This is a genomic window from Pelagovum pacificum (assembly GCF_016134045.1).
GTDB lineage: Bacteria > Pseudomonadota > Alphaproteobacteria > Rhodobacterales > Rhodobacteraceae > Oceanicola > Oceanicola pacificus_A.
In genome coordinates this window covers 1,883,581-1,910,040 of sequence record NZ_CP065915.1, presented here as the reverse complement: position 1 = coordinate 1,910,040, position 26,460 = coordinate 1,883,581, and the positions used below count along the sequence as shown (strand labels likewise).

The window sequence follows — 26,460 nt, the reverse complement described above, 5'->3', positions numbered from 1 at the left end:
TCATCCAATCCGGCCAGAGATGTAGCTTTCGGTCCGAGGATCCTCGGGCTTGGTGAAGATTTGCCCGGTCTCACCGAACTCGACGAGGTTGCCGAGGTGGAAGAAGGCGGTCTTCTGGCTGACGCGGGCGGCCTGCTGCATCGAGTGCGTGACGATCACGACCGAGTAGTTGGAGCGGAGTTCGTCGATCAGCTCTTCCACCTGCCCCGTCGCGATCGGGTCGAGCGCCGAGCAGGGTTCGTCCATCAGCAGAACTTCGGGCTCCGTGGCGACGGCCCGCGCGATGCAGAGACGCTGCTGCTGGCCGCCGGACAGGCCGGTACCGGGCGCCTGCAGGCGGTCCTTCACCTCGTCCCAGATCGCGCCGCGGCGCAGGGACTTTTCGACGATCTCGTCGAGCTCGGCCTTGTTCTTGGCAAGACCGTGGATGCGGGGCCCGTAGGCGACGTTGTCGTAGATCGACTTCGGGAACGGGTTCGGCTTCTGGAACACCATGCCGACCTTCGCGCGCAGCTGCACCGGGTCGACACGCTTGTCGTAGATGTCCTCACCGTCGATCGCGATCTTGCCCTCGACGCGGCAGATGTCGATCGTGTCGTTCATCCGGTTCAGACAGCGCAGGAAGGTCGACTTCCCGCAGCCCGACGGGCCGATGAAGGCGGTGACCGTCTTGTCCTCGATCTCGACGTCCACATCCTTGATGGCATGCGTGTCGCCGTAATAGACCTGCACGTTCTTGGCCGAGATCTTGGTCGCTTTCTGATCCACGCTTCTCTCCGTCAGTCTCAGATCGTCCATTGGATTAACCCTTCCTTACCAGCGGCGCTCGAAGCGGCGGCGAAGCACGATGGCGATGATGTTCATGGTCAGCAGGAAGACCAGCAGAACGATGATCCCGCCCCAGGCCTTCTCGTAGAAGATCTGGTCGGCGCGGGCCGCCCAGGTGTAAATCTGCGCCGGCATGGCAGAGTTGCTGTCGAGGAAGCCCTCGCTCACCGTGCCAGGGTACTTCAGCGCGACGAACCCGACCATCCCGATCAGCAGCAGGGGCGCGGTTTCGCCGAGCGCCTGCGCAAGGCCGATGATGGTGCCCGTAAGGATACCCGGCAGCGCCAAGGGCAGAACGTGGTGGAACACCGACTGCATCTTCGAGGCCCCTACCCCGAGCGCGGCGTCGCGGATCGACGGCGGCACGGCGCGCAGGGACGCACGGGTTGAGATGATGATCGTCGGCAATGTCATAAGCGTCAGCACGAGACCGCCCACCAGCGGCGCGGAGCGCGGCAGCCCGGCAAACTGGATGAAGAAGGCGAGCCCGAGGATACCGAAAACAATCGACGGCACGGCGGCGAGGTTCGAGATATTCACCTCGATGATGTCCGTGAAGCGGTTCTTCGGCGCGAACTCCTCGAGGTAGATCGAGGCGGCGACGCCGATGGGCAGCGACAGCACCAGCACTACGATCATCATGTAGAGCGAGCCGACCACCGAGGCGCCGATCCCGGCGGCGACGGGGTTGTCGTCCGAAGCTTCAACACCGGTCAGGAACTGCCAGTTGAACTGCGTGGTGATGATCCCCTCTTCCCTCATCTCGTCGGCGAGGTCGATGTCCTCGGGCGTCAGGAAGGAGGAGTTGGCCTGCCCCTCCCGCGAGATCCGGCCCTTGAAGTAGCCGTCGACGCGGGACGAGACGGGCAGCTCGAACGTGACCGTCTCTCCGAGGCGGTTCTCGTTGGCGGTGTAATAGCTGCGCAGCGTGTTGCCGGAGCTGCCAAGGATGCGCTCGATCGACTCGGGGTTCACGCTCTCTCCCATCTCGGAGGCGAGCGAATTGATCAGCAGGTCTTCGTAGGCGGCTGTCTTGAACATCTGTTCCTCAGCCGCGTCGTACTGCTCCTGCGTGACCGTGAGGTCGAGCGACACCACGTTGCGGGAGAAGGCCGGCAAGCCGGACGACAGGATCGACCAGACGAGGACCAGCAGGAACGACAGACCCAAGAGGATCGCCGCGATGCCGTAGGCCTTGAAGCGGGTCTCGGCACGGTTGCGGGCGCGGGTGCGGTCGTCGACGGTCAGCAAAGACGACTTGCGCGGCCGGCCCGGCGCACCGGAACCGTTGGTTGCGGTCGCGTCGGTCATTATTCGTACTGCTCCCGGTATTTGCGCACGATATAAAGCGCGAAGACATTGAGCCCGAGCGTGATGACGAACAGTGTCATGCCGAGGGCAAAGGCGACGAGGGCTTCGGGGCTGGTGAAGTCGGCATCCCCGGTGAGCTGAGAGACGATCCGCGTGGTAACGGTGGTCATCGCCTCGAACGGGTTCATCGAAAGCCGGGCCGCGGCCCCTGCCCCAAGCACGACGATCATCGTCTCGCCGATCGCGCGCGAGGCAGCCAGCAGGATGGCGCCGACGATGCCCGGCAGAGCGGCCGGCAGGATCACCTGGCGGATCGTCTCGGACTGGGTCGCGCCCAGCCCGTAGGAGCCGTCACGCATGGCCTGCGGCACGGCGTTGATGATGTCGTCCGACAGCGAAGAGACGAACGGGATCAGCATGATCCCCATGACGAGGCCGGCGGTCATGACGGCGGTCGCGCCGCTCATCCAGTCGACGCCGAGCGCGCCGCCGCCTCCGAAGACGTTCAGCAGGAACGGGCCGACCGTCAGAAGCGCGAAGAGACCGTAGACGATGGTCGGGATCCCGGCGAGCACTTCGAGCGCCGGCTTGGCGAAGTTGCGGACCCCGCGAGAGGCATATTCGCTGAGGTAGATCGCCGCGAAAAGCCCGATCGGAACCGCCACGACAAGTGCGATGACCGAGATGTAGAGCGTGCCCCAGAGCAGCGGCAGCAGGCCGAGCTGGCTGGTCCCGTTCCACCGCGTGCCGAAGAAGAACTGGTCCGCCGGGTAGGCGCGCAGGAATTCCACCGTGTTGAAGATCAGCGACAGAACGATGCCGAGCGTCGTCAGGATCGCGATCGACGCAGCAGCGAGAAGCAGAGCCCGAGACACCCGCTCGACGGAGTTGCGGGCGCGGAAATCCTTGTCGGTGCGCCAGAAGGCAAGCCCCGTGCCGATCAGCGACAGCGCGATCACAGCAATGGCGCGCATCCGGTCCCCGTAGGCGAGGATTCCCAGATAGCGCTGTGCCGCGTCCAGCTGGACCGGCGTGACCGCGCCCGTCAGGGCGATGCCCATCTCGCCGAGCTCGGCGCGCAGGTCGTTGTTCTCGGCGCTCATCTCGAGCACCTCGGATTGCTGGAGCACCCCGCGGTCGATGGCGGCGTCGAGCCCCTCGGCCAGGCGCTGGACGCCGGTCATCTCGAGGTTCAGCTGGCCCGAGCTCAGCTCCGGCTCCGCCTCGAGGATGATGCCCTGAACCGACTGCTTGATCGCGATCGGCTGGATCGCACTCCAGAGGCCGAGGACCAGCAGCGCCGGGATCAACCCGGCGAGCAAGGCATTCATCCCGTAGAAATTCGGAAGAGAATGCAGGTTGCGTATGTCGCCCGACCCGGACGCGAAGGCGCGCTGTCGGGCGCCGAAATAGCCGGCGATCGCGACGGCGACGATGACGACGAAGATCCAGAAAGGGGACATGAAGACTTTCGAACCTGGCACGTTTGAAAAGGGGACGGGCGGCCCCGGATCGGGCCGCCCGCGCAGGAAGGCAGTGCCTTACATTTCGCTCATGGTGGTTTCGTTCTCGATCAGGGCCTGCGTGTCGGCAAGCTCGGGATCGGGGACGAGGCCATAGTTGGCGAGCGGGCCGCCGGCGCCGGCAACCTGGTCGTTCATGAAGAACTGGGCGTACTCTTTCAGGCCGGGGATCACGCCGATGTGGGCTTTCTTCACGTAGAAGAACAGCGGGCGGGAAACCGGGTACTCACCGGAAGCGATGGTCTCGGTGGAGGGCTCGACGCCGCCCATCGTGGCCACTTTCAGGCTGTCGGTGTTGTTTTCGTAGAAGGCCAGGCCGAAGACGCCAACGCCGTTCGGGTTGGACGAGATGCGGGCCAGCGTCTCGGTGTAGTCGCCGTCGATGTCGACGGACACGCCGTCGGTGCGGACGGTCATGCAGGCCTCTTCGGCACCGTCTTCGTCCATGCCGGATTCGATGAAGGCTTCCATCGCGCCGGTGTCTTCACAGCCCTGCAGAAGAACGTTCTCTTCGAACACTTCACGGGTGCCGTGACGGGTGCCGGGGATGAAGGTCAGGATCTCGGCGTCGGGCAGATCGCCGTTCACTTCGGACCAGGAGGTGTAGGGGTTCTCGGTGATCTCGCCGTCGACCGGAACCTGAGCGGCGATCGCCATGAACCAGTCGGAGGGTTCGAAGGCGCCGAATTCCGGGCCGTCGATCTGCGAGGCGAACACGATGCCGTCGTAGCCGATGCGGACTTCGATGATCTCGTCGACGCCGTTGGCGGCGCAGGTCTCGATCTCGGAGTCGCGGATCGGGCGGGAGGCGTTGGCGATGTCGATGGTGCCTTCGCCGACGCCTTCACAGAAGCGGGCGAGACCGGTGGAGGAGCCGCCGGATTCGACGACGGGGGTCGGAAAGTCGGTGTTCTCGCCGAAAGCCTCGGCGACGATCGAGGCATAGGGCAGCACGGTGGACGAACCGGCGATCTGAACGTTGTCGCGGGATTGCGCAACGGCGGCGGTCGCGGACACGGCAGCAATCGCGAGCGTCGAGACGCCAAATTTCACGAAGGACATATGTAGCTCCTGTTTGTCTTGAGCAGGGCTCGCGCAGCAGGACGCAGCCCTCGGGCCGATCGCTACTGGACCGGCGGCTGCGCTTTTGTGACAGATACGTAATAGTTTTATGACAGCCCGCGTGGCAACTGTGCTGACCTTGCGTAAACCCCGTCCGAGCTCCTCACTCGACCGGGAGAATTACCGTGAAACGGCAACCGTTTCCGACCTCGCTCTCGATCCGCAGGCGGCCACGGTGGCGATTCACGATATGCTTCACGATGGCCAGCCCGAGGCCGGTTCCCCCGACTTCGCGGCTGCGGTGCACGTCGACTCGATAGAATCGCTCCGTAAGGCGCGCGATATGGTGCGCGGCGATGCCTTCGCCGTAATCGCGGACCGACAAACGGACCCCCTGCCCCCGAATCGACGATTCGAGTGAGGGTGCGGTGAGCGTCAGTTCGACCTTCTCGCCGTTCACGCCGTACTTGATCGCGTTTTCGATCAGGTTGTTCAGCACCTGCCGCAACTGGTTGGAATCCCCCGGCACGCTCACACGTTCGTCGGGCGCAGTCAGGACCAGCCGCAAGCCCTGCTGCTCGGCCTGGGGGCGGAACATTTCGGCCACGTCGTCGGTCAGTTCGGTCAGATCGACGGAGGTCATCGGCCGCAGCCGCTCCCCCTCCTCCACCCGGCTTAGCGACAACAGGTCCTCGACCAGCCGCGCCATGCGGCCGGCCTCGCGCTCCATGATGTTGAGGAAGCGGTCACGCGCCTTGGCATCGTCCCGTGCCGGGCCTTTCAGGGTCTCCACGAAGCCGAGCAAGGCCGTCAGCGGTGTGCGCAGCTCGTGACTGACGTTGGCGACGAAGTCCCGGCGGATGTTGGCCGCCTGCTCCACCGCCGTGATGTCCTCGAACGTCAGCAGTGTCGCGCGTCCATCCACGTGGGGCAGCTGCGCGACCGTGATCTTCCACGTGGTGTCCTGACCGCCCTCCGCGACGAGGTAGCGCCCAGTCCGGGTCTCCCCGTCGATCAGCGTCCGCTCCACCACGTCCAGCACCTCCGGGTGGCGCAGCGCGGTGATGTAGTGCCGGTCGAGCGCGTCGTTGCGGATCAGCGTCTGCGCCAGCTTGTTGGCGGCGAGCACGCGCTCGTCCGCTCCGATGGCCAGAACCGGCATCGGGAACGCGTCGACGAGGGTTCGAAGGTCAGGTGTCGAGATCATGCGGCGCTCATAGTGGGCTATAGGTCACGAGGGAAGCGTCCCTGCCTTACGTAACGGCAACCCCGGCTTGACAAAGTTGCATGTTACATGGATCAATTACACACATGGGGCCGAGATACGTGCGCTTTTGCGGGCGTGTGAAGGAAAGAATAGTATATGTTTGCTGGAAGGCAGAGGAGACCTGAAGTGGTTTCTTCGTCGGCCGACGGTCCCGTGTTGCTGGTCGTTGGTCTGAATGGAGGTTTCGTCCCCTTTGACGAAAACCCCCTGATCCAGGACGACCGCTGCGTTGTCCATTTCTCCGAATTATCATCGGTGACCGGCGACCTGCTGGAGGTGCTGAAACCGGACGAAGTGCTGTCCCCTCTGCTCGGGCCGGGGCCGGACGCGATCGACATGCTCGAACGGCTGCGCGAGCTGCGCTTCCGGGGCCGCTACACGGCCCTGGCAAAGGAGCTGCCGCGGCCCGAACTCGTGTTGCGGGAGCTGCGCACGCACGCCGCCGGCATAGACGTACAGGTCATAGACCTCGAAGAGCTCCGGAGCAGGCTGGCCCCCTAGATCAGAGCGGGCGCAACCCGTTCCGGAAGCGCCGCGCATTCTCCACATAGTGACGTGCCGAGGCGATGAGGCCCGCGATCGCGGCCTCGTCGAGCTCCCGCTTCACCCGTCCCGGCGCTCCCAGTACGAGCGAACCGGGCGGGACCTCGGTGCCCTCCGTCACCAAGGCACCGGCGCCGACGAGGGACCCGGCCCCGATCACCGCGCCGTTCATCACCGTCGCCGCCATGCCGATCAGGCAGCCGTCGCCGATGGTGCAGCCATGCAGCAGCGCCTTGTGTCCGATCGTGCAATCCGCCCCGATCGTCAGCGGGAAGCCGGGATCAGTGTGCAGGACCGCGTTCTCCTGGATGTTGCTGCGAGGGCCGACGAGGATCGGCTCGTTGTCCCCGCGCAGCGTCGAGCCGAACCAGACAGAGCTCTCCTCCGCCAGCACGACGGAGCCGATCACGTGACATCCGGGCGCGATCCACGCGGTGTCGTGGACCTCCGGCATGCGGTCGTCGAGGGCATAAAGACTCATGGCTCCTGCGCCTCCGTGTCGAATTCCTGTTGCAGCTTCCTGACGTGCCCCAGGAGATCGGGCTGTTGCGGCAGGCGCAACCGCTCGGCAGTGATGATCGTCTGAAGCCGCCGCTCCGTCTCGTCGAGGTCGTCGTTCACCAGCACGTAATCGTAGGCGTCCCAGTGGCTGATCTCGTCCCAGCTCTTCTGCATGCGCTTCTCGATCACATCCGGCCCGTCCGTCGCGCGGCTGACCAGCCGGCGGTGCAACTCGGGGATCGAGGGCGGCAGAAGGAAGATTGACAGGACGTGGTCCTTCAGCGGCGAGTTCCGGATCTGCTGGGCGCCCTGCCAGTCGACGTCGAACAGGACGTCGCTGCCGTCGTTGATCGCCTCTTCCACCGGTCCGCGCGGCGTGCCGTAGAAGTTGCCGAACACGTGCGCATGTTCGAGCATCTGTCCGTTCGACACCAGTTGCCGGAATTCGGATTCCGATCTGAAATGATACTCGCGTCCGTCGACCTCGCCCTCGCGCGGCGGGCGCGTCGTCGCCGAGATCGAGAACCGGATCGACTCGTCCCACGCGCGGAGCCGTTTCGACAACGTTGATTTCCCTGCTCCGGACGGAGAGGACAGGATGATGAGCAGCCCTCGTCTTGCCATGTTTACTCCACGTTCTGTACCTGCTCGCGCATCTGCTCGATCGCGGCTTTCAGCTCCAGCCCAACGGCGGTCAGCGCGCGGGACTGCGATTTCGAGCAGATGGTGTTGGCCTCTCGGTTGAATTCCTGGGCCAGGAAGTCGAGCCTCCGGCCCGCCGGTTTCGGGTCGTCGAGCAGCTTGCGCGCGGCCTCGACATGGGCCCGCAACCGGTCGATCTCCTCGGTGACGTCCTGCTTGATCGCGATCAGGGCGAGCTCCTGTGCCAGCCGGTCCTCGTCGACGTCGCGGGTCTCCTCCAGCACGCGGTTCAGCGCCGCGCGGACACTCTCCCGCGTCTCGTCCAGACGGTCGGCCGCAGCGGCGGCGGCTTCGGTCGCCAGCGTGTCGATCTGGTCGATCTGACCGCGCAGGACCGTGTAAAGCGCTGCGCCCTCGTCCGCCCGCATGGCGAGAAATTCCTCAAGCGTTGCATCAAGATCGGCCTTCAGCGCGTTGAGAAGACTGGGATCCTCGTCTGCCTCTCCCCCGCCGACCACGCCGCGGAAGCCAAGTACGTCGGCCGGCGTCGGCTGCGCCAGCGTCAGCCCCTCGTCGAGCGCGCGCGCTTCCACCTGCGCCAGAGCGGTCAGCACCCGGCCGAGCTGCGCCTCGTCCAGCGTCAGCCCGTCCGACGTCGTGTCCCGCTGCAGCCGCAGGTTCACCGTCACGTTGCCCCGGGTCAGAGCGCCCGTCAGCGCGCCCCGCACCAGAGGCTCCAGCCCCGGGACCCCGTCGGGCAGCCGCAGCCGCAGGTCGAGCCCGCGACCATTCACGCTGCGCAGCTCCCACGTCCAGGACATCGCACCGTGCGCGCCGCGCCGGCTCGCGAAAGCGGTCATCGATCTGGTCACGGAAAGTCCTCCTGTCCGGTCGTGGCCGCACCTAAGGCGAGCGGCCGGGACTTGGCAAGGCGTTAACCCTTTAACGCTTTGGCTGGTTCTGTGGCAGGAAAAAGGCGGTATCTTAACAAGAGATGAACAGCGGTCCCGGAGTGTGGTGGTGCGGGGCGGGCGCTGGATCGGGGGCGAGAGACATGAGTGATACGAGAGACGACATGACCAGACAGACTTCGATACGGCCCGAGACCGGCATCCGTCCCGCCCTGCGGCAGATGGAGACCTACTGGACCGAGTTGCGTGGCTTCCACCGCCTGCCCCAGAGGCGCGACGTGGATCCCGCGCGGATCGACCTCGTCCTGCCCCACGCCTTCCTGATGCAGCGCGTCGCGCCCGGCGTGGGACGGGTCCGCGTCGCGGGCCGCGCGTTGACCGGGCTGCTCGGCATGGACCCGCGGGGGATGCCGCTCACCGCCTTCTTCGGGGTCGAGGCGCGGGAAGTCGTGACCGAAGAGCTGACGGCCATGTTCGACGAGCCCGCGATCGTCGAGATCCCGGTCCACGCGCGCCGCGGCCTCGCCCGGCCGAAACTGTCGGGCCGCCTGATGATGCTGCCGCTGATCGGCGACGACGGGTTGGTGTCCGCTGCGCTCGGCGCGCTGATGGTCGAGGGTGCGGTCGGCTCGACGCCGCGCCGGCTCGACATCGCGCCGGGCCTGATCCGGCGCGAGCCGGTGCCGCGCGGTGGCCAGGCCGCAACGGTGACCTTCAACGCGGCCGGCGACGTGCCCGCGCGGGTCGAGCGGCGGCGAGGCTTTCTGCGGCTGGTGGTGGATAACGGTTAGGGGCGCGCCTGTCCCCTCACCCTGCCCTCTCCCCCGGGGGGAGAGGGTTGGTGTTGCGCGGGGTGCCTGGGGCGGCGCTTTGGCGCGCGGGGTGTCCTCCCACCCATGGCAACAGGGGCCCGCGCTCCAGTTGCGTAGGGTGCGCCCTTGGTGCGCACCCCTATCGACGATCAGCCGACCTTCGCTTCCGCAATGCCATTGCGCCGGTTGCGCAGTTCCTCGGCGACGAGGAACGCCAGTTCCAGCGACTGCGACGCGTTCAGGCGCGGATCGCAGGCCGTGTGATACCGGCTGGAGAGGTCTTCGTCCGTCACCGCCCGGACACCGCCGGTGCATTCGGTGACGTCCGCGCCGGTCATCTCGAAATGAACGCCGCCAGGGATCGTGCCCTCCGCATGGTGCACGCCGAAGAACTCGCGGACTTCGCGCAGGACCGAGTCGAAGGGCCGGGTCTTGTAGCCGGACGACGACTTGATCGTGTTGCCATGCATCGGATCGCACGACCAGACGACGTTCGCGCCCTCTTCCTGCACCGCCTTCACGAGGCGCGGCAGATGCTCACCGACAGTGCCGGCGCCGAAGCGCGCGATCAGCGTCAGGCGGCCGGGCTCGTTCTCCGGGTTCAGCTTGGCCATCAGCGCCTTCAGGTGGCCCGAGGTCATCGACGGGCCGCACTTCAGACCGATCGGGTTCTGCACGCCCGCGGCGAATTCCACGTGGGCGCCATCGGGCTGCCGCGTGCGGTCGCCGATCCAGATCATGTGGCCCGAGCCCGCCAGCCAGCGGCCGGAGGTCGAGTCGATCCGCGTCAGCGCCTCTTCGTACTCGAGAAGCAGCGCCTCGTGGCTGGTGTAGAACTCGACCGTGGACAGCTCGTGGTTCGTGTCGCCGTTCATCCCGGCAGCCGAGATGAAGTCCAGCGTGTCGGTGATCCGGTCGGCGATGGCGCGGTATTCCTCCGCTTCATCGCGATCGGTGAAGCCGAGGATCCACTGATGGACGCGGTGCACGTCGGCGAAACCGCCGGTCGAGAAGGCGCGCAGCAGGTTCAGCGTCGCCGCCGCCTGCGTGTAAGCCTGCAGCATCTTGTTCGGATCCGGCAGCCGCGCGCCCTCGGTGAAATCGAGTTCGTTGATGATGTCGCCGCGGTAGCTCGGCAGCTCGGTGCCGTCCCTGACCTCGGTCGGGGCGGAGCGCGGCTTGGCGAACTGGCCGGCCATGCGACCGACCTTCACCACCGGCACCTTGGCGCCGTAGGTGAGCACCATCGCCATCTGCAACATTACCTTGAAGGTGTCGCGGATGCCGTCGGCGGTGAAATCCTTGAAGCTCTCGGCACAGTCGCCTCCCTGCAGCAGGAAGGCCTCGCCGCGCGACGCCTTGCCGAGCTCGGTCTTCAGCTTCCGGGCCTCGCCGGCGAACACCAGCGGCGGATACTTGGAGAGGCGCGCCTCGACGTCGGCGAGGGCCGCCTGATCGGGATAGTCGGGCATCTGGATCCGCGGTTTGGATCTCCAGCCCGTCTTCTGCCAGTCACTCATGTCGTCTCTCCGTATCCGTCTCCTCCGGGTCCGGGGCCTATAGCGCAAAGACACATGCGGGCCAACGCCAAAAGACGACCCGGCGTCTTGCGCATCGCGGCCGAACCTGCTCAGGTCCCGGGCCAAGACCAGGGGAACCGGACAAGGCATGGATATCGAAGCCCAGATCGTCGACATTCCCTCGCCGCCGGACAAGCCGCGACGCTTCGTATTCGTCCTGCTGGACCAATTCACGATGCTCTGCTTTTCCTGTGCTGTCGAAGCGCTGCGCATCGCCAACCGGATGTCTGGCCGCAACCTCTATGAATGGACGCTGGCCGGTGAAGGCGGCGACACGGTCCGCTGCTCCGCCGGAATCGCCTACCCTGTCACCTACGACCTCGACGAGCTGAACCGCGAGGACACGGTCCTGCTCTGCGGCGGGATCGCGGTGCAGAAAGCCTCGACCAAGAAGATGCTGAACTGGCTGCGGCGCGAGGCCCGGCGCGGTGTGACGATGGGCGGGCTCTGCACCGCCGGCTACACGCTGGCCAAGGCCGGCCTGCTCGACGGCAAGCGTGCGACGATCCACTGGGAAAATCACGACAGCTTCTCGGAAGAGTTCGAGGATGTCTCGCTCACCAAGTCGGTCTTCGTGATCGACGGCAACCGGATCACGACGGCGGGCGGCACCGCCTCGATCGACCTCATGCTCAAGATCATCGCCGACGACCACGGCGAGGAACTGGCGAGCGCGGTCGCCGACCAGCTGATCTATTCCTCGATCCGCACCGACCAGGACACGCAGCGGCTGTCGATCCCGACGCGCATCGGCGTGCGTCACCCGAAGCTGAGCCAGGTCATCCAGATCATGGAGGCCAACATCGAGGAGCCGATCAGCCCCTCGGTCCTCGCCCATGATGTCGGCATGTCGACCCGGCAGCTGGAACGGCTCTTCCGCCGCTACCTCAACCGCTCGCCCAAACGCTACTACATGGAACTGCGGCTCCAGAAGGCGCGCAACCTGCTGATGCAGACCGACATGAGCGTCATCAACGTGGCACTCGCCTGCGGCTTCACATCGCCGTCGCACTTCTCCAAGTGCTACCGCAGCCACTACAACACGACGCCCTACCGCGAGCGCGGCACGCAACGCACCCGCCTCTCGGTCTGAGCGCGCGGCGCTCTCCTCATCTGGCTCCAAATACCTCCGGGGGTCCGGGGGCAGCGCCCCCGGCGGGTCGGCGCGCGCCAGCGCGGCGATCCACGATCTTCAGAACTTCTGCAGGATCACGTCGACATCGGTGTTGAGCGTGAAGTTCAGCACGACGATATGCTCGCCGTTGTCGTGCAGCAGCGCGTAGTAGAAGCCGTAGGCGTCGCCGACCCAGAAGGCCCGCGCCTCCTGGAAGAATCCGTTCTCGAGCGGGACCAGCTTCATGACCCGGCCCTCCTCGAAGTCGCGCGGAAAGGCCCGCATCAGGCCGCCGACGGCGGCGGCGAGCTCGTTGTCGGTATATTCGTCCCGTCCACCGAGGTTCTGCACAAAATCCTCGAACCGGCGGTGCATCACGGTATCGGTCACGTAGGCGTCGTAGGCGGCGTAATCGCCGAACACCCCGTCGCGAATCTGGGCCTCCGCCCCGAGGGGAAACAAGGTCAGCAGCGCGGCGGCAATGGCTCTGGTCATGGTCATGATCTCTGAATGTCCTTGGGTGAATGGCGGAAGACTATTGCGCAGGCAGATGCACGGACAAGTGGCACCGAACTCATGCGCCCACTTTCCTTTTCTCCAAAGCGCCAATAGGCTGGCGAACGGACAATGATCCGACAGGGAGACAAGGAATGAAGAAACTTCTGCTGGCCTCCGTCGCAATGACGGCCGGGACCGCCGCGATGGCGCAAGAGGAGATCCCGCTCGGGATCATTCTCGGCTTCACGGGCCCGATCGAGAGCCTGACGCAGCACATGGGCGACGGCGCCGAGCTCGCCATCACCGAAGTGAACGAGAGCGGCCTGCTTCTGGACGGCGCCACCGTGACGCCGATCCGCGGCGATTCCACCTGCGTGGACTCGGGCGCGGCGACGGCCGTTGCCGAACAGCAGATCAACGGTGACGGCATCAAGGGGATCGTCGGCGCAGCCTGTTCCGGCGCGACCACGGCGATCCTGTCGAACGTGGCGGTGCCTAACGGCATGGTCATGATCTCGCCCTCTGCGACCTCGCCCGCGCTGTCCTCCGCCGACGACAACGGCCTGTTCTTCCGGACCGCCCCGTCCGACGCGCGTCAGGGCGTCGTGATGGCCGAGATCCTGCTCGAGCAGGGCGTCGAGTCCGTGGCCGTGACCTACACCAACAACGACTACGGCAAGGGCCTCGCCGACGCGTTCGAAGCGGCCTACACCGAGATGGGTGGCGAGATCACGATCAGCGCCTCCCACGAGGACGGCAAGGCCGACTACTCGGCCGAAGTTGGTGCGCTCTCCGCCGCCGGCGGTGATCGCCTCGTCGTCGCGGGCTACGTCGACCAGGGCGGCGCTGGCATCGTGCGCAGCGCGATCGACACCGGCGCTTTCGATACGTTCCACTTCCCCGACGGGATGATCGGCACCTCGCTCACCGACCAGTTCGGCGACGAGATCGAAGGCTCCACCGGTCAGCACCCCGGCACCGACAGCGACGGCGTCGACATGTTTGCCGAGCTCGTCGGCGACGCGTTCGACTCCACCTCGCCGTTCACGCCGGAAAGCTATGACGCCGCGGCGCTCATCATGCTGGCGATGCAGGCGGCGGGTTCGACCGAGCCCTCCGACTACATGGGCGAGATCGAGAACGTGGCCAACGCCCCGGGCGAAGAGATCTACCCCGGTGAGCTTGCCAAGGCGCTCGAACTGATCGCCGCTGGCGAGGATGTCGACTACGTCGGCGCCTCCGCGGTCGAGCTGGTCAACGGCGGCGAGAGTGCGGGCAACTACCGCGAGATCGTCATCGAGGGCGGCGAGATCACCACGGTCCAGTACCGCTGATCGCCGACTGACATGAACGGGCGGCGCATCCGGTGCGCCGCCCTGCCCCGCCGGGGATGGGGACACGCCCCGGCCATAACGAACAGAGACGCGAAGCGTCCGGGGGACATGGGGATGATAAGGGTCGAAAACGTCGTGAAGGCGTTCGGCGGCATTCATGCCGTCGACGGGGCCAACCTGTCGATCGAGACGGGCACCATCACCGGGCTGATCGGCCCGAACGGTGCCGGCAAGACCACGCTTTTCAACGTCATCGCGGGCGCGTTGCCGCCGACCAGTGGGAAGGTCACGCTCGAAGGCGAGGACATCACGGGCCTGCCGCCGCACGAACTGTTCCACAAGGGTCTGCTGCGCACCTTCCAGATTGCGCACGAATTCTCCTCGATGACCGTCCGCGAGAACCTGATGATGGTGCCCGCCAGCCAGACGGGCGAGACACTCTGGAACTCCTGGTTCCGCCGCGGTGCCATCCGGTCGGAGGAAAAGGCGCTCGCCGCGAAGGCCGACGAGGTGCTGGACTTCCTGACCATCGACCACCTCGCAGACGAGCGGGCCGGCAACCTCTCCGGCGGTCAGAAAAAGCTGCTGGAGCTCGGCCGCACCATGATGGTCGACGCGCGGGTCGTCTTCCTCGACGAAGTGGGCGCCGGCGTGAACCGCACGCTGCTGAACACCATCGGCGACGCGATCCAGCGCCTGAACCGTGAGCGCGGCTACACGTTCGTCGTCATCGAGCACGACATGGATTTCATCGCCCGCCTTTGCGACCCGGTCATCGTCATGGCCGAGGGCAAGGTGCTGGCGCAGGGCACGATCGACGAGATCAAGGCCAACGAGCAGGTGATCGAGGCCTACCTGGGCACCGGTCTCAAGAACAAGGACAAGCTGGAGACGCCCGCGTGAAGCTGGCGCTCGCTCTGATGTTGCTGCCCGTCGCCGCCGCCGCGCAGGACTGCACGGCACTTGCCGACGACGTGGCATTCTGCCCCTCCGGCACCGGCTGGGCCGAGGCGACGACCGGCCCGCTCGAAGACGGGCTGCGCGTCGAGCTCGACCAAGTGGCGCTGACCTATCAGGTCCTGCCGCCCGAGGGAGACGGCGCCGCCCCGACCGCCGGGCAGCTTCGCGCCCCGCTCAACGACATGGCCGAGCAGCTGATCGGCACCGACGCCAGCGACTTCGTCCCCCTGATCGAGGATCGCCCCGCAGTCGAAGGCGCGACCGCCGTGCGTTTCGCGTTTCGGACAGGCGTGAACGACCGGTTGCAGGCAGTGGCGCTGACCTTCGTCGGAACCGCGGCCCACACCGTGATCGTGATGACCCACGCCGACGGCGAATATATCGACGAGCCCCACGCGCTGCTCCATGACGACGCGCTCCGCGCGCTGGAGGGGCTGTGATGCGCACCGCGCTCCTCTTCGCACTTCTCGCCGCGCCGACCGCTCACGCCGCGGAGGGCTGCGACAGTTTTCCCGAGCAGGTCCGCTTCTGCTACGTCGCCGCCGGTGTGGAGCCGGTCGGCGCCCCGCAGGAGACCGGACCGACCCGTTACTTCGGCGAAGAATTCGGGGTCGTGCTGGAAGTCGCGCCGCTTTCTGCCGTGCCCTACGCCGACCCCGCGCTGATGCGGCCGATCCTGAACGACTACCTCGCCCGCCAGCGGGGCTTCGACGATGGCCTGCCGGTGCTGAAGGAGGATCGGATCGCCCTGCCCGACCGCCCGGCGGAGCAGGTGGTGTTCGAGTTCGACCGCGACGGTGTGCCGACGACGGTCGCGGACACGCTCGCGCTTGGCGACGGCTTTGGTCTCTATGTGCAGACCTATGCGCAGGACGCGGAATTCACCGAGGCGCACCGCGCGTTTCACGACCGCGTGCTCGCCGCGATCTCGCTGCCACCGGTCGAGGCGAACGACCTCGGCCTCGGGCCGGGTGGCGAAGGTCGACCGCTGAAGACGGAGGCCGGGCAATGACGCGGCTGCTTGCTCTGGTCCTGTCGCTCGGCCTTGCCGGCGCCGCGCAAGCGCAGACCTGTTCGCCGATTTCACAGACCGTGGAGTTCTGCCCCGACGTCGCCCCCTGGGCCGGTGTCGCGCCACGGCCAAACCCGGAATACGGCGGCTGGACCTGGGCCAACGACGAGATCGAGATGCAGCTTCTGCCGCTCGATTATGTCGAGGGCGAACCCTCGGCGGAGCGCCGGATCGAGCTGCTCGAACAATTCGCCGTTACGACGAACGGCGAAATGGTGGAGTTCGCCCCCGGCCTCGGGGACGCTGTTCCGGCCACCACGGGCGTGTTCTTCTACCCCGAGAGCGGCGAGAACGTTCTCGCCCTCGTGACGGTCTACTTCATCGGCGGCGGCACGTGGGCGCTCGTGACCTCGGAATATGCCGCCACGCTTACAGACATGCAGGCGGACGCCCATTTCTCCGCCCTCGACGCTCTGAAGGAGGTCCCGTGACGGACGCCTATTCCGACCGCGGCAACAAGGACCGCTCCATCGCCAACCCGCACGGGCGCGGCGAGCTGACACCGGGCAGCGCAGGCACGCCGTCGCCCTCGACCGAGACCGCCTACCTCGCCGGGGTCGGCATGACGGGCGGCTACGGCAAGGGCGCCGACATCCTCCACGACTGCACGGTTGCAGTGGAGAAGGGCGAGATCGCAGTCATCGTCGGCCCGAACGGCGCCGGCAAGTCGACTGCCATGAAGGCCGTCTTCGGAATGCTCAACCTGCGGCAGGGCCACGTCATGTTGGACGGAGAGGACATCTCCACCCTGACCCCGCAGGCGCGGGTCGCCAAGGGCATGGGCTTCGTGCCGCAGGTGCGCAACATCTTCGCCTCCCTCTCCGTCGAGGAAAACCTCGAGATGGGCGCCTTCATCCGGCGCGACGATTTCCGTCCGACGATGGAGCAGATCTACGACCTGTTCCCGATCCTGCGCGACAAGCGCCGCCAGCCGGCGGGCGAGCTGTCGGGCGGTCAGCGCCAGCAGGTCGCCGTGGGCCGCGCGCTCATGACCAAACCGAAGGTGCTGATGCTGGACGAGCCGACCGCCGGCGTCTCGCCCATCGTGATGGACGAGCTGTTCGACCGCATCATCGAGGTCAGCCGCACCGGCATTCCGATCCTGATGGTCGAACAGAACGCGCGCCAGGCGCTCGAGATCGCGGACAAGGGATATGTCCTCGTGCAGGGCCGCAACGCCTTCACCGGCACCGGGCGCGAGCTTCTGGCGGACGAGGAAGTCCGCAAGTCGTTCCTCGGTGGGTGACATGAGCCCCAATTTCCTCCCGGTGGCGCCATGAGCATGCTCCGCCTAATTGCGGTGGGGCTGCCGCTGGTGATCGCGACAATCTTCGGCGCGGTGCTCTACAACACGTTCCGGCCCGGACTGCCGCCGGAAGAGGAGCGGATCGCGCTCTACGCCGATTGCACCTTTGAGGACTATTGCGAGGGCAGCGCCTGTGGCCAGGACTTGCCCGCGCCCTTCACCATCATCCGGGACGGCGACTACGGCCGCACCTACATGGGACCGACCGAAGGCCCGCACCTGCAGGCGAGCGTCGTCCCCGTCGACGGTGTCAGCGAAATAAGCGAATCCCTCGGCGAGGAAGACGGCATCGAGCTTTTCGGCACCGTGATCCTCAGGGACGACCAGAGCTTCGACTACCGGGTCAGCGAGACGCTGATCTCCAACCCCGCGATCCGCACCGGACGCGGCCACTGCACAGATTTCACCGAACGCGCGGAGACCGCATGACACCGACAGGAGGCACCGCCTGATGGATCCACTCAACGCCCTGATCGTGCTGGCGAACTTCGTCATCATCCCGGCGATGGCCTATGGCGCGCAGCTGTCACTCGGCGCGCTCGGCGTGACACTGATCTACGGGATCCTCCGGTTCTCGAACTTCGCCCATGCCGACGGCATGGCGGCGGGCACTGCGGCGACGATCCTGTTCACGTGGTGGCTGCAGGCGCTCGGCGTGTCGCTCGGTCCGCTTCCGACGGCGCTGCTTGCCATTCCTGTCGGGATCGCGGTGGCGGCTGCGTTGCTGCTTGGCACCGACCGGGTGGTCTACCGCTTCTACCGGGCCCGCCGCGCCGCGCCGGTGGTGCTGGTGATCGTCTCGATGGGGGTCATGTTCGTCTATAACGGCCTCGTCCGCTTCGTGATCGGCGTCGACGATCAGAACTTCGCCGACGGTGAGCGCTTCCTGATCTCGGTGCGGGACTTCCGCGAGATGACGGGCCTCGAGGAGGGGCTCGCCATCAAGACCTCGCAGGCGCTGACCGTGGTGACGGCGGTGATCGTCGTCGCCCTGCTCTTCTGGTTCCTGCAGCGCACCCGCACGGGCAAGTCGATGCGCGCCTTCTCCGACAACGAGGACCTCGCGCTGCTGTCGGGCATCAACCCCGAGAAGGTCGTCACCGTGACATGGCTGATCGTCGCCGCGCTCGCCACGATCGCCGGTGTGCTCTACGGCCTCGACAAGAGCTTCAAGCCCTTCACCTACTTCCAGCTGCTGCTGCCGATCTTCGCCTCCGCCATCGTCGGTGGCCTCGGCTCGCCGCTCGGGGCCATCGCGGGCGGCTTCATCATCGCCTTCGCCGAGGTGACCATCACCTATCCGCTGAAGAAGGTCCTGAGCTACCTGATGCCCGAGAGCATGGAGCCGGATGGCCTGATCCAGCTGCTGTCGACCGACTACAAGTTCGCGGTCTCCTTCGTCATCCTGATCGTGGTGCTGCTCGTGCGGCCCACGGGTCTGTTCCGGGGGCAATCGGTATGAGCAACGCTCTTCGCATCTCGCTTCTCTCCGCGCTCATCGCGGCACTTCTGGTCGGCACGGGCTTCGTGCAGGGCTGGAACACGGCGCTGCTGATCCTGAACATGGGACTCGTCTCGGCGATCATGTCGCTCGGCGTGAACCTGCAATGGGGCCTCGCCGGCCTGTTCAACGTCGGCGTGATGGGCTTCGTCGCGCTCGGCGGGCTTGCGGTGGTGCTGGTCGCGGTCTCGCCCGTGGGCGAGGCATGGTCGGCAGGTGGTCCGCGCATGATGCTGGCGATGGTCCTCGGCGCGGCCACGGTGGCCGGGGCGATCCTGGTGCAGAAGCGGCTGACCGGACCGTTGCGGTTCTGGGCGACGCTCGCGGTCATCGTCGTCGGCTTCATCGTCTACCGCATGGCCTTCTATCCCGCCCGCGACGCGATCGAGGCGGTGAGCCCCGCCGCGACCGGCTTCCTTGGCGGGCTCGGCCTGCCGGTCATCCTCGCCTGGCCGGTCGGGGGGCTGCTCGCCGCCGGCGCCGCGTGGATCATCGGCAAGACCGCGCTCGGCCTGCGGTCCGACTACCTCGCCATCGCGACGCTCGGCATTGCCGAGATCATCATCGCGATCCTGAAGAACGAGGACTGGCTGGCCCGTGGCGTGAAGAACGTGAACGGGCTGCCCCGCCCCGTGCCCTACGAGATCGACCTGCAGAACGATCCCGGCTTCGTCGACAGCGCGACCTCGATGGGCTTCGACGTCATCACCGCCTCAACCCTCTACGTGAAAGCGGGCTACGCGCTGCTTTTCGCGGCGGTGCTGATCCTGTTGCTCGTGCTGGCGCAACTCGCGCTGAACTCCCCCTGGGGTCGGATGATGCGCGCGATCCGCGACAACGAGACGGCGGCGGAGGCGATGGGCAAGGACGTCACCCGGCGGCACCTGCAGGTCTTCATCCTCGGCTCCGCGATCTGCGGCATCGCGGGCGCGATGATGACGACGCTCGACGGTCAGCTGACGCCCGGCACCTACCAGCCGCTGCGTTTCACGTTCCTCATCTGGGTCATGGTGATCGTCGGCGGGTCCGGCAACAATTACGGTGCCGCGCTCGGCGGGATCCTGATCTGGTGGCTTTGGGTCGAGGTGGAGCCGATCGGCTTCTGGCTGCTGTCCAATATCGCCGCCGTCCTGCCCGATGGCAGCGCGTTCGCCGAACACCTGATCGATTCCGCGGCGCACATGCGACTGTTGACCATGGGGCTGATCCTGCTGCTGGTGCTGAGGTTCAGCCCACGGGGGCTCGTCCCCGAACAATGATCCGGGTTTCGGCGACATACACGCCACGTTAACCCGGGCATGCGACAAGGCCCCCGCGACCACTGGAAACAGACCGCGGGGGACATCACGCAAGACAGCCGCCCCGGCCTTCTGAAGCGGCCCGGACCACGGCCCGAAACAAACGAAGCGCAAGCGGAAAGGCGGATTCGCCTGCGAAACGGGCATTGGGTTGCCGGTATTACGCGTTCAGTTTCGGCAGTTTATTGCTTATCCGGCGTCATAGCGCCGGTCTGGTCGGAACTGTTGCCCAAAAGTCTTGCGACAGAGATCCCCGCCGGTTATCCCCAAAACCGCGTAGCATGGTCGGGAAGCCGGGCTACGCGAGGGGTTGGGACGGGAATAAGTATCGTGAGATCACGGATTTTACAGCGGATGCATACCGCGCTCGAACGCCGCTTTCCGGAGCGGCGTCTGTTTATCAGGTCGGACAATGAAACGCGTTTCATCCGCCTGAAGTCGGAAACTCAGCTCGTGGCCTGGACCGGCGCGACGTTGGTGGTCGGGTGGACCATCATCGCCACGGCGATCCTCCTCATGGACAGCATCGGCGCCGGGAACTTCCGCGCGCAGGCGCAGCGGGACCAGCTGATCTACGAAGAACGCCTCTCCGCCATGTCGGATGAGCGCGACATGCGGGCCGACGAGGCCGTCGCCGCGCAGGAACGCTTCGCCTCCGCTCTCGACCAGATCAGCGTGATGCAGACGCAGCTCCTCGAATCCGAGACGCGCCGCAACGAGCTCGAGACCGGGATCGACGTGATCCAGGCCACGCTGCGTCGCACCATGGACGAACGTGAAGACGCGCGCGAAGAGCTCGACACCCTCGTGGCCGAGATCGAAGGCGGCGACGGCCGGATGCCCGGCTCCGCCGTCGAGCAGGAGATGAACGGCACGGTCGACCTTCTCGCCGCCGCGCTCGCCGATACCGCCGATGAGCGCGACCAGGTTGCCGCCGACGCGGAATTCGCGCTGGAGCATGCCGCCGAGATGGAGCTCGAGCTCCGCCTCCTGCAGGAAAAGAACGACGTCATCTTCCGTCAGCTCGAAGAAGCGATGACGGTCTCGGTCGAACCGCTCGACCGGATGTTCCGCCAGGCCGGTCTGAACCCCGACGACATGATCGCCACCGTGCGCCGCGGCTACTCCGGCACCGGCGGTCCGCTGACCCCCCTGTCCTTCTCGACCCGCGGGTCCGGCTCCGATGCCGACACCGACCGCGCCAACGCCATCCTGAACGGCCTCGACGAGATCAACATCTACCGCATCGCCGCCGAGCGCGCGCCGTTCGACGTGCCGGTCAAGGACAGCTTCCGCTTCACCTCCGGCTTCGGGATGCGGTGGGGCCGGATGCACGAAGGCACCGACTTCGCCGCGCCGATCGGCACGCCGATCTATGCCACCGCCGACGGTGTCGTGACCCACGCCGGCTGGTCCTCGGGCTACGGCCGCCTCACCAAGATCCAGCACGAGTTCGGGATCGAGACGCGCTACGCCCACCAGAACAGAATTCTCGTGAGCGTCGGTGAAAGGGTCTCGCGCGGGGAGCACATCGGTGATATTGGCAATTCCGGACGGTCGACCGGCCCCCACCTGCACTACGAAGTGCGTGTCGGCGGTCGCCCCGTGAACCCCATGACCTACATACGAGCGGGACAAGATGTTTTCTAAGAGCAAAATCAATGAGCCGGGCCACAAGACCGGTGAAAGCTCCACCCCAGAGGCTCCGAAACCGCAGACCAGTGTCGGGAGCGACTACAAGCCCTCCACGCCGAAGACCAAGCCGCCGGCCTCCGTCCTGTCCGCCGATCTCCACGTGACCGGGAATCTCAAGACCTCCGGCGACATCCAGATCGAAGGCCAGGTGGACGGTGATATCCGTGCCCACCTGCTGACCGTCGGCGAAGGGGCCACCGTGAAGGGCGAATGCGTCGCTGACGACGTCGTGGTCAACGGCCGCATCGTGGGCCGTGTCCGTGGCCTGAAAGTGCGCCTGACCTCCACGGCACGGGTCGAGGGTGACATCATCCACAAGACCATCGCCATAGAGAGTGGCGCCCACTTCGAGGGCTCCGTTCAGCGTCAGGACGATCCGCTGAGCTCCAACTCGTCCAAACAGGCCCCGAAACAGCAGCCGGCGAGCAGCGGCCAAGCCTGACATTGGACACGCCCGATCCCATCCAGGGACAGGCCCCGCGAAAGTCGGGGCCTGTTTTCGTTTCCGGCTTCTGCGACCCGGCCAAGCGGCGGTTGATCCTGATCGCCGCTGTGCTTGCGTCGTCCATGGGGTTCATCGACGGCACGGTCGTGTCGATCGCCATCCCCGCGATGCGCACGACCCTCGGCGCGACGCTCGGACAGGCGACCTGGATCAACAACGCCTACATGGTCACGCTGTCGGCCCTGATCCTGACGGGTGGCGCCTTCGGTGACCGCTTCGGGCTGGCGCGTGTCTTCACGCTGGGCATCGGGCTGTTCGTCGTCACCTCCGCGGTCTGCGCCTTCGCGCCTTCGCCCGAAATCCTGATCCTCGCCCGCTTCGCCCAGGGTGTCGGAGCAGCGCTGATGGTGCCGGGCTCGCTCGCCATCCTGTCGCGCGCCTACCCGAGGGAGCTGCGCGGCGCGGCCATCGGCACATGGGCCGCAGCCTCTGCCGTGACGACGGCCGCAGGGCCTGTCATCGGCGGACTGACCCTCGCCCTTGGCGGGGACGACATGTGGCGCTGGATCTTCGCGATCAACCTGCCGCTCGGCGTCGCCGCGATCTGGCTGACCCGCGTCGGCATCAACGAAGACAACTCCCGCCCCGGCGACCCGATCGACATCACCGGCGCGCTGTTGGCGAGCGGCGGGCTCGGTGCGCTGGCCTGGGCCCTGACCCATGCGGAGCACGGTGGCATCGACGCCAAGCTGTTCTGGACCGGCGGCCTCGGCGCCGCCGCCGTCGCGGCCTTCATCCTGCATGAGCACCGCAGCCGCACGCCCATGATGCCGCTCGTGCTGTTCACCTCGCCGGCCTTCTCGGCGGCACAGGTCTCCACCTTCAGCCTTTACTTCGGGTTGTCGGCGATCCTGTTCTTCCTGCCGATGCTCGTCATCGCGGGCTGGGGCATCTCCGCGATCTACGCCACCTTCGCCTTCGCGCCGCTGTCGATCTGCGTGATGCTGTTCTCCCGCTTCTTCGGCCGCATGGCGGAACGGATCGGCCACGGTGTCCCGATCGCGATCGGCTCGGTCCTTGCCGCTGTGGGCTACGCGTGGCTCGCCCGTTCGGTCGAGAGCATGGATTACTGGTTCGGCGTGCTGCCCCCGATGGCGCTGCAGGGACTCGGCATGTCGATGGTCGTAGCGCCGATCTCGTCGGCGATCATGCATTCGGTGGACGATGGACAAACCGGGATCGCATCGGGCGTGAACAACGCCATCAGCCGCATCGCCGGCCTGATCGCGGTCGCCGGCATGTCCGCCGTGGTGGCCCGCGCCTATGCCGCCGCCGACGGCCCGGCGAGCTATGGCATCCGCTCCGACTCTCCCGGCCACGACGCCGCGATGGTGGAGGCGTTTGCCTCTGTTGCGTGGACCGCGTCGGTTCTGTCGGTCATTTCCGCGGTGGTGGCGATGATCGGGATCGGCATCGGCCGTCGGCAGGCCCGCGCCGGGCGCCCGTCAGGCAGCACGTAACCAGTCGAGCGCGCCGCGCAGGTCCTCGCGGAAGCGCGCTGTCTCCTCGTCGCGCAAGCCCCTGTCGGGCAGTCGCAGGATATAGGACGGGTGCACGGTAACGAACATCGGCGTGCCATCGGACAGATGTTCGACCTGCCCACGCCGCTTCAGGATCCCTTTCCGGTCCCCGGTCAGGCTTTCGAGCGCGGTGCCGCCCATGCCGAGGATCAGCTTCGGCTGCACCAGCGTCCGCTCCGCATCAAGCCACCAGCGGCAATGGCTGATCTCCGAACTGTTGGGTGACTGGTGAATCCGCCGCTTGCCGCGCGGTGTGAACTTGAAGTGCTTCACGGCATTGGTGATGAACGCCCGCCGCCGGTCGAGGCCGGCCTGCTCCGCCGCTTCGTCGAACAATTGTCCGGCTGGGCCAACGAAGGGGCGCCCGGCGAGATCCTCCTGATCGCCCGGCTGTTCGCCGACGATCATCAGCTCGGCATCAAGGGGCCCCTCCCCGGGCACCGCCTGTGTCGCGTTTTCCCAGAGGGGACAGCGGCGGCAGCCGGCGAGCTCCCGCAAGTAGCTGTCGCGGTCGTCGACGGGGGGACGCTCGGCGTGATCCATATCGAACCTTTCGGTGATGCGGCCCGCGCGGGCCGGGGCGAGTGTCGGCGCGGCGGCGGCCATCTCTGCGGCGCGGGCCTGAGCGCCCGCGATCAGTTCGGGGATCAGCGCCGCTTCGGGCATGTTCTTCCAGTACTTCTTCGGCATCTCGGCCTGCATCGCCTTCACCTTCAGACGTGCGGGGTTGAAGATGCTGCGGAAGTAGGTCCGCCAAAGCTCCTCCGTCGCGTCTTCCGGCACCGGGGGCTTTGCCACTCCATCGGAGAACCGCACCTTGCCGTCCTCGAACGTGGCAGTGAGGTCGGGCGTCTGGATGATCCAGTCCATGTCGCCGAAGCGCTTGGCGAAGAAGGGCGTGGTCGGTTCCAGCGTGAAGTGGCTCGGCTCGAACCACGCGGCGAAGCTGCGCCGGGCGGCGTCAGGTTGGCCGATGTCGCGGAACCGGACGAAGGCGGTCATCTTGTGCTTGTCGCGGCGGACTTCCTTGGCCATCGACTGCAGCCGGTCGACCAGCGGATCGCCTCGGTCGTCGAGCAGGCGCCGGTTCCTCTGCAGCCGCCACAGGAGCGTGTAAGCCCGCGCGAACCGCTCCGGATCGCGGTGCCAGACGACATCCCGCACAAGCGAAACGAAGCCCTTGGGCACCGTAACCTCCCCGTCCCCGCGCGGCAGCGGTCCGCCACTGCCACCGAACAGGTCGGCTTCTGTCGTGCCGCGATGCCAGGCGATGTCCTCCGGCGGCACGCCGGCGCAGAGCAGCCCCCGCGCCGTATCGCGCCAGGCGTCGAAGGTGCCGATCTCGGGGAGCGTGACGACGTGCATCAGATGAGCTGAAGCTGTTCCGGCGGAGGCGCGAACCGGGCACGCAGGTCGGCAGCGTCGGTCAGGGCGCGCGGCGTCCAGTCCCGCAAGGTGATGAAGGGCTTCGCCTGCTTCAGGTTCGCCCCCATCCGGCGCAGATCGTCGTAGCCGAGGGTCCGGTGCCGGCGCGTCGTCAGCACCCGGTTCACCGTCTTGGAGCCGAGACCGGGCACTCGCAGCAGCATCTCGCGATCCGCCCGGTTCACATCGACCGGGAACAGGTGCCGCATCCGCAGGGCGGCGGCGAGCTTGGGATCGATGCCGAGGTCGAGGTTGCCGCCCTCCATCCCCGCCGCCACATCGTCGAGCCCGAAACCATAGAACCGCAAAAGCCAGTCCGCCTGGTAGAGCCGGTGTTCGCGCATCAGCGGCGGCTTGATGAGCGGCAGCACGGCGGAGCTGTCGGGGATCGGCGAGAAGGCGGAGTAGTAGACCCGCTTCAACCGGTAGGAGGAATAGAGCCGCACGGACGACCCGAGGATCGTGCGGTCATCCGCCCCGTCCGCGCCGACGATCATCTGTGTGCTCTGCCCCGCCGGGGCGAAACGTGGCGGGCGCTTGACGGTGTGGCTCTTCTCCTTGCGGGACTCCTTCATCACGCGCACGTCGGCCATCGCCTTGCGGATGCCATCCGCCGACTTCTGTGGCGCGAGTGAGGAGACAGCGCGGTCGGTCGGCAGTTCGATGTTGATCGACAGGCGGTCGGCGTAGAGGCCCGCCTCCTCGATCAACTCGCGGCTGGCCTCGGGGATCGTCTTGAGGTGGATGTAGCCGCGAAAGCCGTGCTCCTCCCTCAGCGTCCTGGCGATGCGAACCATGTCGGCCATCGTCTGATCGGACGAGCGGAGGATCCCCGACGACAGGAACAGCCCCTCGATATAGTTGCGGCGGTAGAATTCGAGGGTGAGCTGCACCACTTCCTCGACCGAAAAGCGCGCGCGCTCGACGTTGCTGCTGACCCGGTTCACGCAATAGGCGCAGTCGTAGATGCAGAAGTTCGTCATCAGGATCTTGAGCAGGCTGATGCAGCGCCCGTCCGGTGCATAGGCGTGGCAGATGCCGGACCCCGTGACCGAACCAAGGCCCTTGCCATCGCGGCTGTCACGCTTCGCGCCCCCGCTGGAGGAGCAGGAGGCGTCGTATTTGGCGGCATCCGAAAGGATAGCCAGCTTTTCCTGAAGTGAACGTTTTGCCATTCGTTCACTATATGTTCCCATGCGCGTCTCGCGCAACGTCCTGCGACATACTTACGAAAACGTGAGCGGGATCAGGC

General features: G+C 66.3%; 27 protein-coding genes. 15 read left to right on the top strand and 12 right to left on the bottom strand.

Annotated elements, in window-relative coordinates; genetic code table 11:
* From pstB to I8N54_RS09405, 5 genes are all read right to left on the bottom strand, one after another.
* Positions 1–798: a phosphate ABC transporter ATP-binding protein PstB gene (pstB, locus tag I8N54_RS09425; RefSeq protein ID WP_140192807.1), complete on the bottom strand. Its 798-nt coding sequence runs from the start codon at positions 796–798 to the stop codon at positions 1–3.
* Between the two features lie 15 nt (positions 799–813).
* Complete coding sequence (gene pstA, locus I8N54_RS09420) at positions 814–2,139, bottom strand: phosphate ABC transporter permease PstA (RefSeq protein ID WP_140192808.1); 1,326 nt, start codon at positions 2,137–2,139, stop codon at positions 814–816.
* Positions 2,139–3,602, bottom strand: a complete 1,464-nt coding sequence (gene pstC, locus I8N54_RS09415) for a phosphate ABC transporter permease subunit PstC (RefSeq protein WP_140192809.1) — start codon at positions 3,600–3,602, stop codon at positions 2,139–2,141. The genes pstA and pstC overlap by 1 nt, the downstream gene beginning before the upstream one ends.
* 78 nt (positions 3,603–3,680) lie before the next feature.
* A complete protein-coding gene (locus tag I8N54_RS09410) occupies positions 3,681–4,724 on the bottom strand; it encodes a substrate-binding domain-containing protein (protein ID WP_140192810.1) in 1,044 nt (347 codons plus the stop codon).
* A 163-nt stretch (positions 4,725–4,887) separates the two neighbouring features.
* Positions 4,888–5,931 (bottom strand): sensor histidine kinase, encoded by a 1,044-nt coding sequence (locus tag I8N54_RS09405; protein WP_140192811.1) that lies wholly within the window; start codon positions 5,929–5,931, stop codon positions 4,888–4,890.
* A 186-nt stretch (positions 5,932–6,117) separates the two neighbouring features.
* Here I8N54_RS09405 and I8N54_RS09400 point away from each other — a divergent pair, with 186 nt between their 5' ends.
* Entirely contained in the window at positions 6,118–6,492 is a 375-nt protein-coding gene (locus tag I8N54_RS09400; protein ID WP_140192812.1) for a hypothetical protein, read from the top strand.
* A gap of 1 nt (position 6,493) precedes the next feature.
* Here I8N54_RS09400 and I8N54_RS09395 read toward each other — a convergent pair whose 3' ends face one another.
* Genes I8N54_RS09395 through I8N54_RS09385 form a run of 3 tightly spaced genes read right to left on the bottom strand, consistent with a single transcriptional unit; the run spans position 6,494 to position 8,549 of the window.
* Positions 6,494–7,015 (bottom strand): gamma carbonic anhydrase family protein, encoded by a 522-nt coding sequence (locus tag I8N54_RS09395; protein WP_140192813.1) that lies wholly within the window; start codon positions 7,013–7,015, stop codon positions 6,494–6,496.
* Complete coding sequence (gene gmk, locus I8N54_RS09390; RefSeq protein WP_140192814.1) at positions 7,012–7,659, bottom strand: guanylate kinase; 648 nt, start codon at positions 7,657–7,659, stop codon at positions 7,012–7,014. The genes I8N54_RS09395 and gmk overlap by 4 nt, the downstream gene beginning before the upstream one ends.
* A gap of 2 nt (positions 7,660–7,661) precedes the next feature.
* Entirely contained in the window at positions 7,662–8,549 is an 888-nt protein-coding gene (locus I8N54_RS09385) for a YicC/YloC family endoribonuclease (protein ID WP_231592379.1), read from the bottom strand.
* A gap of 203 nt (positions 8,550–8,752) precedes the next feature.
* Between I8N54_RS09385 and I8N54_RS09380 the strand changes: the two genes are divergently transcribed.
* Positions 8,753–9,379: a PAS domain-containing protein gene (locus tag I8N54_RS09380; RefSeq protein WP_197097439.1), complete on the top strand. Its 627-nt coding sequence runs from the start codon at positions 8,753–8,755 to the stop codon at positions 9,377–9,379.
* A gap of 170 nt (positions 9,380–9,549) precedes the next feature.
* Here I8N54_RS09380 and I8N54_RS09375 read toward each other — a convergent pair whose 3' ends face one another.
* Positions 9,550–10,920 (bottom strand): class II 3-deoxy-7-phosphoheptulonate synthase, encoded by a 1,371-nt coding sequence (locus tag I8N54_RS09375; RefSeq protein WP_140192816.1) that lies wholly within the window; start codon positions 10,918–10,920, stop codon positions 9,550–9,552.
* Positions 10,921–11,068: 148 nt separating this feature from the next.
* Here I8N54_RS09375 and I8N54_RS09370 point away from each other — a divergent pair, with 148 nt between their 5' ends.
* Positions 11,069–12,073, top strand: a complete 1,005-nt coding sequence (locus tag I8N54_RS09370; RefSeq protein ID WP_140192817.1) for a GlxA family transcriptional regulator — start codon at positions 11,069–11,071, stop codon at positions 12,071–12,073.
* A gap of 99 nt (positions 12,074–12,172) precedes the next feature.
* Here I8N54_RS09370 and I8N54_RS09365 read toward each other — a convergent pair whose 3' ends face one another.
* Positions 12,173–12,595, bottom strand: a complete 423-nt coding sequence (locus I8N54_RS09365; protein ID WP_140192818.1) for a hypothetical protein — start codon at positions 12,593–12,595, stop codon at positions 12,173–12,175.
* A gap of 149 nt (positions 12,596–12,744) precedes the next feature.
* Here I8N54_RS09365 and I8N54_RS09360 point away from each other — a divergent pair, with 149 nt between their 5' ends.
* From I8N54_RS09360 to I8N54_RS09305, 12 genes are all read left to right on the top strand, one after another.
* Positions 12,745–13,926, top strand: coding sequence for an ABC transporter substrate-binding protein (locus I8N54_RS09360; RefSeq protein WP_140192819.1), 1,182 nt, complete (start codon positions 12,745–12,747; stop codon positions 13,924–13,926).
* Positions 13,927–14,040: 114 nt separating this feature from the next.
* On the top strand, positions 14,041–14,829 hold the full coding sequence (locus I8N54_RS09355; RefSeq protein ID WP_140192820.1) for an ABC transporter ATP-binding protein: 789 nt from the start codon (positions 14,041–14,043) through the stop codon (positions 14,827–14,829).
* Positions 14,826–15,326: a hypothetical protein gene (locus I8N54_RS09350; protein ID WP_140192821.1), complete on the top strand. Its 501-nt coding sequence runs from the start codon at positions 14,826–14,828 to the stop codon at positions 15,324–15,326. The genes I8N54_RS09355 and I8N54_RS09350 overlap by 4 nt, the downstream gene beginning before the upstream one ends.
* On the top strand, positions 15,326–15,898 hold the full coding sequence (locus tag I8N54_RS09345) for a DUF1795 domain-containing protein (protein WP_140192822.1): 573 nt from the start codon (positions 15,326–15,328) through the stop codon (positions 15,896–15,898). The genes I8N54_RS09350 and I8N54_RS09345 overlap by 1 nt, the downstream gene beginning before the upstream one ends.
* On the top strand, positions 15,895–16,389 hold the full coding sequence (locus tag I8N54_RS09340; RefSeq protein WP_140192823.1) for a hypothetical protein: 495 nt from the start codon (positions 15,895–15,897) through the stop codon (positions 16,387–16,389). Before I8N54_RS09345 ends, I8N54_RS09340 begins: the two co-directional genes overlap by 4 nt.
* Positions 16,386–17,204, top strand: coding sequence for an ABC transporter ATP-binding protein (locus tag I8N54_RS09335; protein WP_140192824.1), 819 nt, complete (start codon positions 16,386–16,388; stop codon positions 17,202–17,204). Before I8N54_RS09340 ends, I8N54_RS09335 begins: the two co-directional genes overlap by 4 nt.
* A 36-nt stretch (positions 17,205–17,240) precedes the next feature.
* Positions 17,241–17,693, top strand: a complete 453-nt coding sequence (locus I8N54_RS09330) for a hypothetical protein (RefSeq protein WP_140192825.1) — start codon at positions 17,241–17,243, stop codon at positions 17,691–17,693.
* Between the two features lie 22 nt (positions 17,694–17,715).
* On the top strand, positions 17,716–18,726 hold the full coding sequence (locus tag I8N54_RS09325; protein ID WP_140192826.1) for a branched-chain amino acid ABC transporter permease: 1,011 nt from the start codon (positions 17,716–17,718) through the stop codon (positions 18,724–18,726).
* Positions 18,723–20,024: a branched-chain amino acid ABC transporter permease gene (locus I8N54_RS09320; RefSeq protein WP_140192827.1), complete on the top strand. Its 1,302-nt coding sequence runs from the start codon at positions 18,723–18,725 to the stop codon at positions 20,022–20,024. The genes I8N54_RS09325 and I8N54_RS09320 overlap by 4 nt, the downstream gene beginning before the upstream one ends.
* Before the next feature lie 393 nt (positions 20,025–20,417).
* Positions 20,418–21,713, top strand: coding sequence for a M23 family metallopeptidase (locus tag I8N54_RS09315; RefSeq protein WP_140192828.1), 1,296 nt, complete (start codon positions 20,418–20,420; stop codon positions 21,711–21,713).
* Entirely contained in the window at positions 21,703–22,200 is a 498-nt protein-coding gene (locus tag I8N54_RS09310) for a bactofilin family protein (RefSeq protein ID WP_140192829.1), read from the top strand. The genes I8N54_RS09315 and I8N54_RS09310 overlap by 11 nt, the downstream gene beginning before the upstream one ends.
* A 2-nt stretch (positions 22,201–22,202) precedes the next feature.
* Entirely contained in the window at positions 22,203–23,723 is a 1,521-nt protein-coding gene (locus tag I8N54_RS09305; RefSeq protein WP_140192830.1) for an MFS transporter, read from the top strand.
* On the opposite strand, the gene I8N54_RS09300 is transcribed toward I8N54_RS09305, so the two are convergent.
* Both I8N54_RS09300 and I8N54_RS09295 read right to left on the bottom strand, forming a co-directional pair.
* Positions 23,709–25,148: a UdgX family uracil-DNA binding protein gene (locus I8N54_RS09300; RefSeq protein ID WP_140192831.1), complete on the bottom strand. Its 1,440-nt coding sequence runs from the start codon at positions 25,146–25,148 to the stop codon at positions 23,709–23,711. The genes I8N54_RS09305 and I8N54_RS09300 overlap by 15 nt on opposite strands.
* Positions 25,148–26,383, bottom strand: coding sequence for a putative DNA modification/repair radical SAM protein (locus I8N54_RS09295; protein ID WP_140192832.1), 1,236 nt, complete (start codon positions 26,381–26,383; stop codon positions 25,148–25,150). The genes I8N54_RS09300 and I8N54_RS09295 overlap by 1 nt, the downstream gene beginning before the upstream one ends.
* Between the last annotated feature and the right edge of the window lie 77 nt (positions 26,384–26,460).

What these genes read in the sequence shown, in the direction of transcription:
- I8N54_RS09380 (WP_197097439.1), top strand. Translation starts at nt 8,753, where the DNA reads ATGACCAGACAGACTTCGATACGGCCCGAGACCGGCATCCGTCCCGCC.
- I8N54_RS09320 (WP_140192827.1), top strand. Translation starts at nt 18,723, where the DNA reads ATGAGCAACGCTCTTCGCATCTCGCTTCTCTCCGCGCTCATCGCGGCA.
- I8N54_RS09300 (WP_140192831.1), bottom strand. Translation starts at nt 25,148, where the DNA reads ATGCACGTCGTCACGCTCCCCGAGATCGGCACCTTCGACGCCTGGCGC.
- pstC (WP_140192809.1), bottom strand. Translation starts at nt 3,602, where the DNA reads ATGTCCCCTTTCTGGATCTTCGTCGTCATCGTCGCCGTCGCGATCGCC.
- I8N54_RS09325 (WP_140192826.1), top strand. Translation starts at nt 17,716, where the DNA reads ATGGATCCACTCAACGCCCTGATCGTGCTGGCGAACTTCGTCATCATC.
- I8N54_RS09395 (WP_140192813.1), bottom strand. Translation starts at nt 7,015, where the DNA reads ATGAGTCTTTATGCCCTCGACGACCGCATGCCGGAGGTCCACGACACC.
- I8N54_RS09365 (WP_140192818.1), bottom strand. Translation starts at nt 12,595, where the DNA reads ATGACCATGACCAGAGCCATTGCCGCCGCGCTGCTGACCTTGTTTCCC.
- I8N54_RS09360 (WP_140192819.1), top strand. Translation starts at nt 12,745, where the DNA reads ATGAAGAAACTTCTGCTGGCCTCCGTCGCAATGACGGCCGGGACCGCC.
- I8N54_RS09330 (WP_140192825.1), top strand. Translation starts at nt 17,241, where the DNA reads ATGCTCCGCCTAATTGCGGTGGGGCTGCCGCTGGTGATCGCGACAATC.
- I8N54_RS09405 (WP_140192811.1), bottom strand. Translation starts at nt 5,931, where the DNA reads ATGATCTCGACACCTGACCTTCGAACCCTCGTCGACGCGTTCCCGATG.
- I8N54_RS09340 (WP_140192823.1), top strand. Translation starts at nt 15,895, where the DNA reads ATGACGCGGCTGCTTGCTCTGGTCCTGTCGCTCGGCCTTGCCGGCGCC.
- I8N54_RS09345 (WP_140192822.1), top strand. Translation starts at nt 15,326, where the DNA reads ATGCGCACCGCGCTCCTCTTCGCACTTCTCGCCGCGCCGACCGCTCAC.
- pstA (WP_140192808.1), bottom strand. Translation starts at nt 2,139, where the DNA reads ATGACCGACGCGACCGCAACCAACGGTTCCGGTGCGCCGGGCCGGCCG.
- I8N54_RS09310 (WP_140192829.1), top strand. Translation starts at nt 21,703, where the DNA reads ATGTTTTCTAAGAGCAAAATCAATGAGCCGGGCCACAAGACCGGTGAA.
- I8N54_RS09375 (WP_140192816.1), bottom strand. Translation starts at nt 10,920, where the DNA reads ATGAGTGACTGGCAGAAGACGGGCTGGAGATCCAAACCGCGGATCCAG.
- I8N54_RS09315 (WP_140192828.1), top strand. Translation starts at nt 20,418, where the DNA reads ATGCATACCGCGCTCGAACGCCGCTTTCCGGAGCGGCGTCTGTTTATC.
- pstB (WP_140192807.1), bottom strand. Translation starts at nt 798, where the DNA reads ATGGACGATCTGAGACTGACGGAGAGAAGCGTGGATCAGAAAGCGACC.
- I8N54_RS09410 (WP_140192810.1), bottom strand. Translation starts at nt 4,724, where the DNA reads ATGTCCTTCGTGAAATTTGGCGTCTCGACGCTCGCGATTGCTGCCGTG.
- gmk (WP_140192814.1), bottom strand. Translation starts at nt 7,659, where the DNA reads ATGGCAAGACGAGGGCTGCTCATCATCCTGTCCTCTCCGTCCGGAGCA.
- I8N54_RS09370 (WP_140192817.1), top strand. Translation starts at nt 11,069, where the DNA reads ATGGATATCGAAGCCCAGATCGTCGACATTCCCTCGCCGCCGGACAAG.
- I8N54_RS09295 (WP_140192832.1), bottom strand. Translation starts at nt 26,383, where the DNA reads ATGGCAAAACGTTCACTTCAGGAAAAGCTGGCTATCCTTTCGGATGCC.
- I8N54_RS09355 (WP_140192820.1), top strand. Translation starts at nt 14,041, where the DNA reads ATGATAAGGGTCGAAAACGTCGTGAAGGCGTTCGGCGGCATTCATGCC.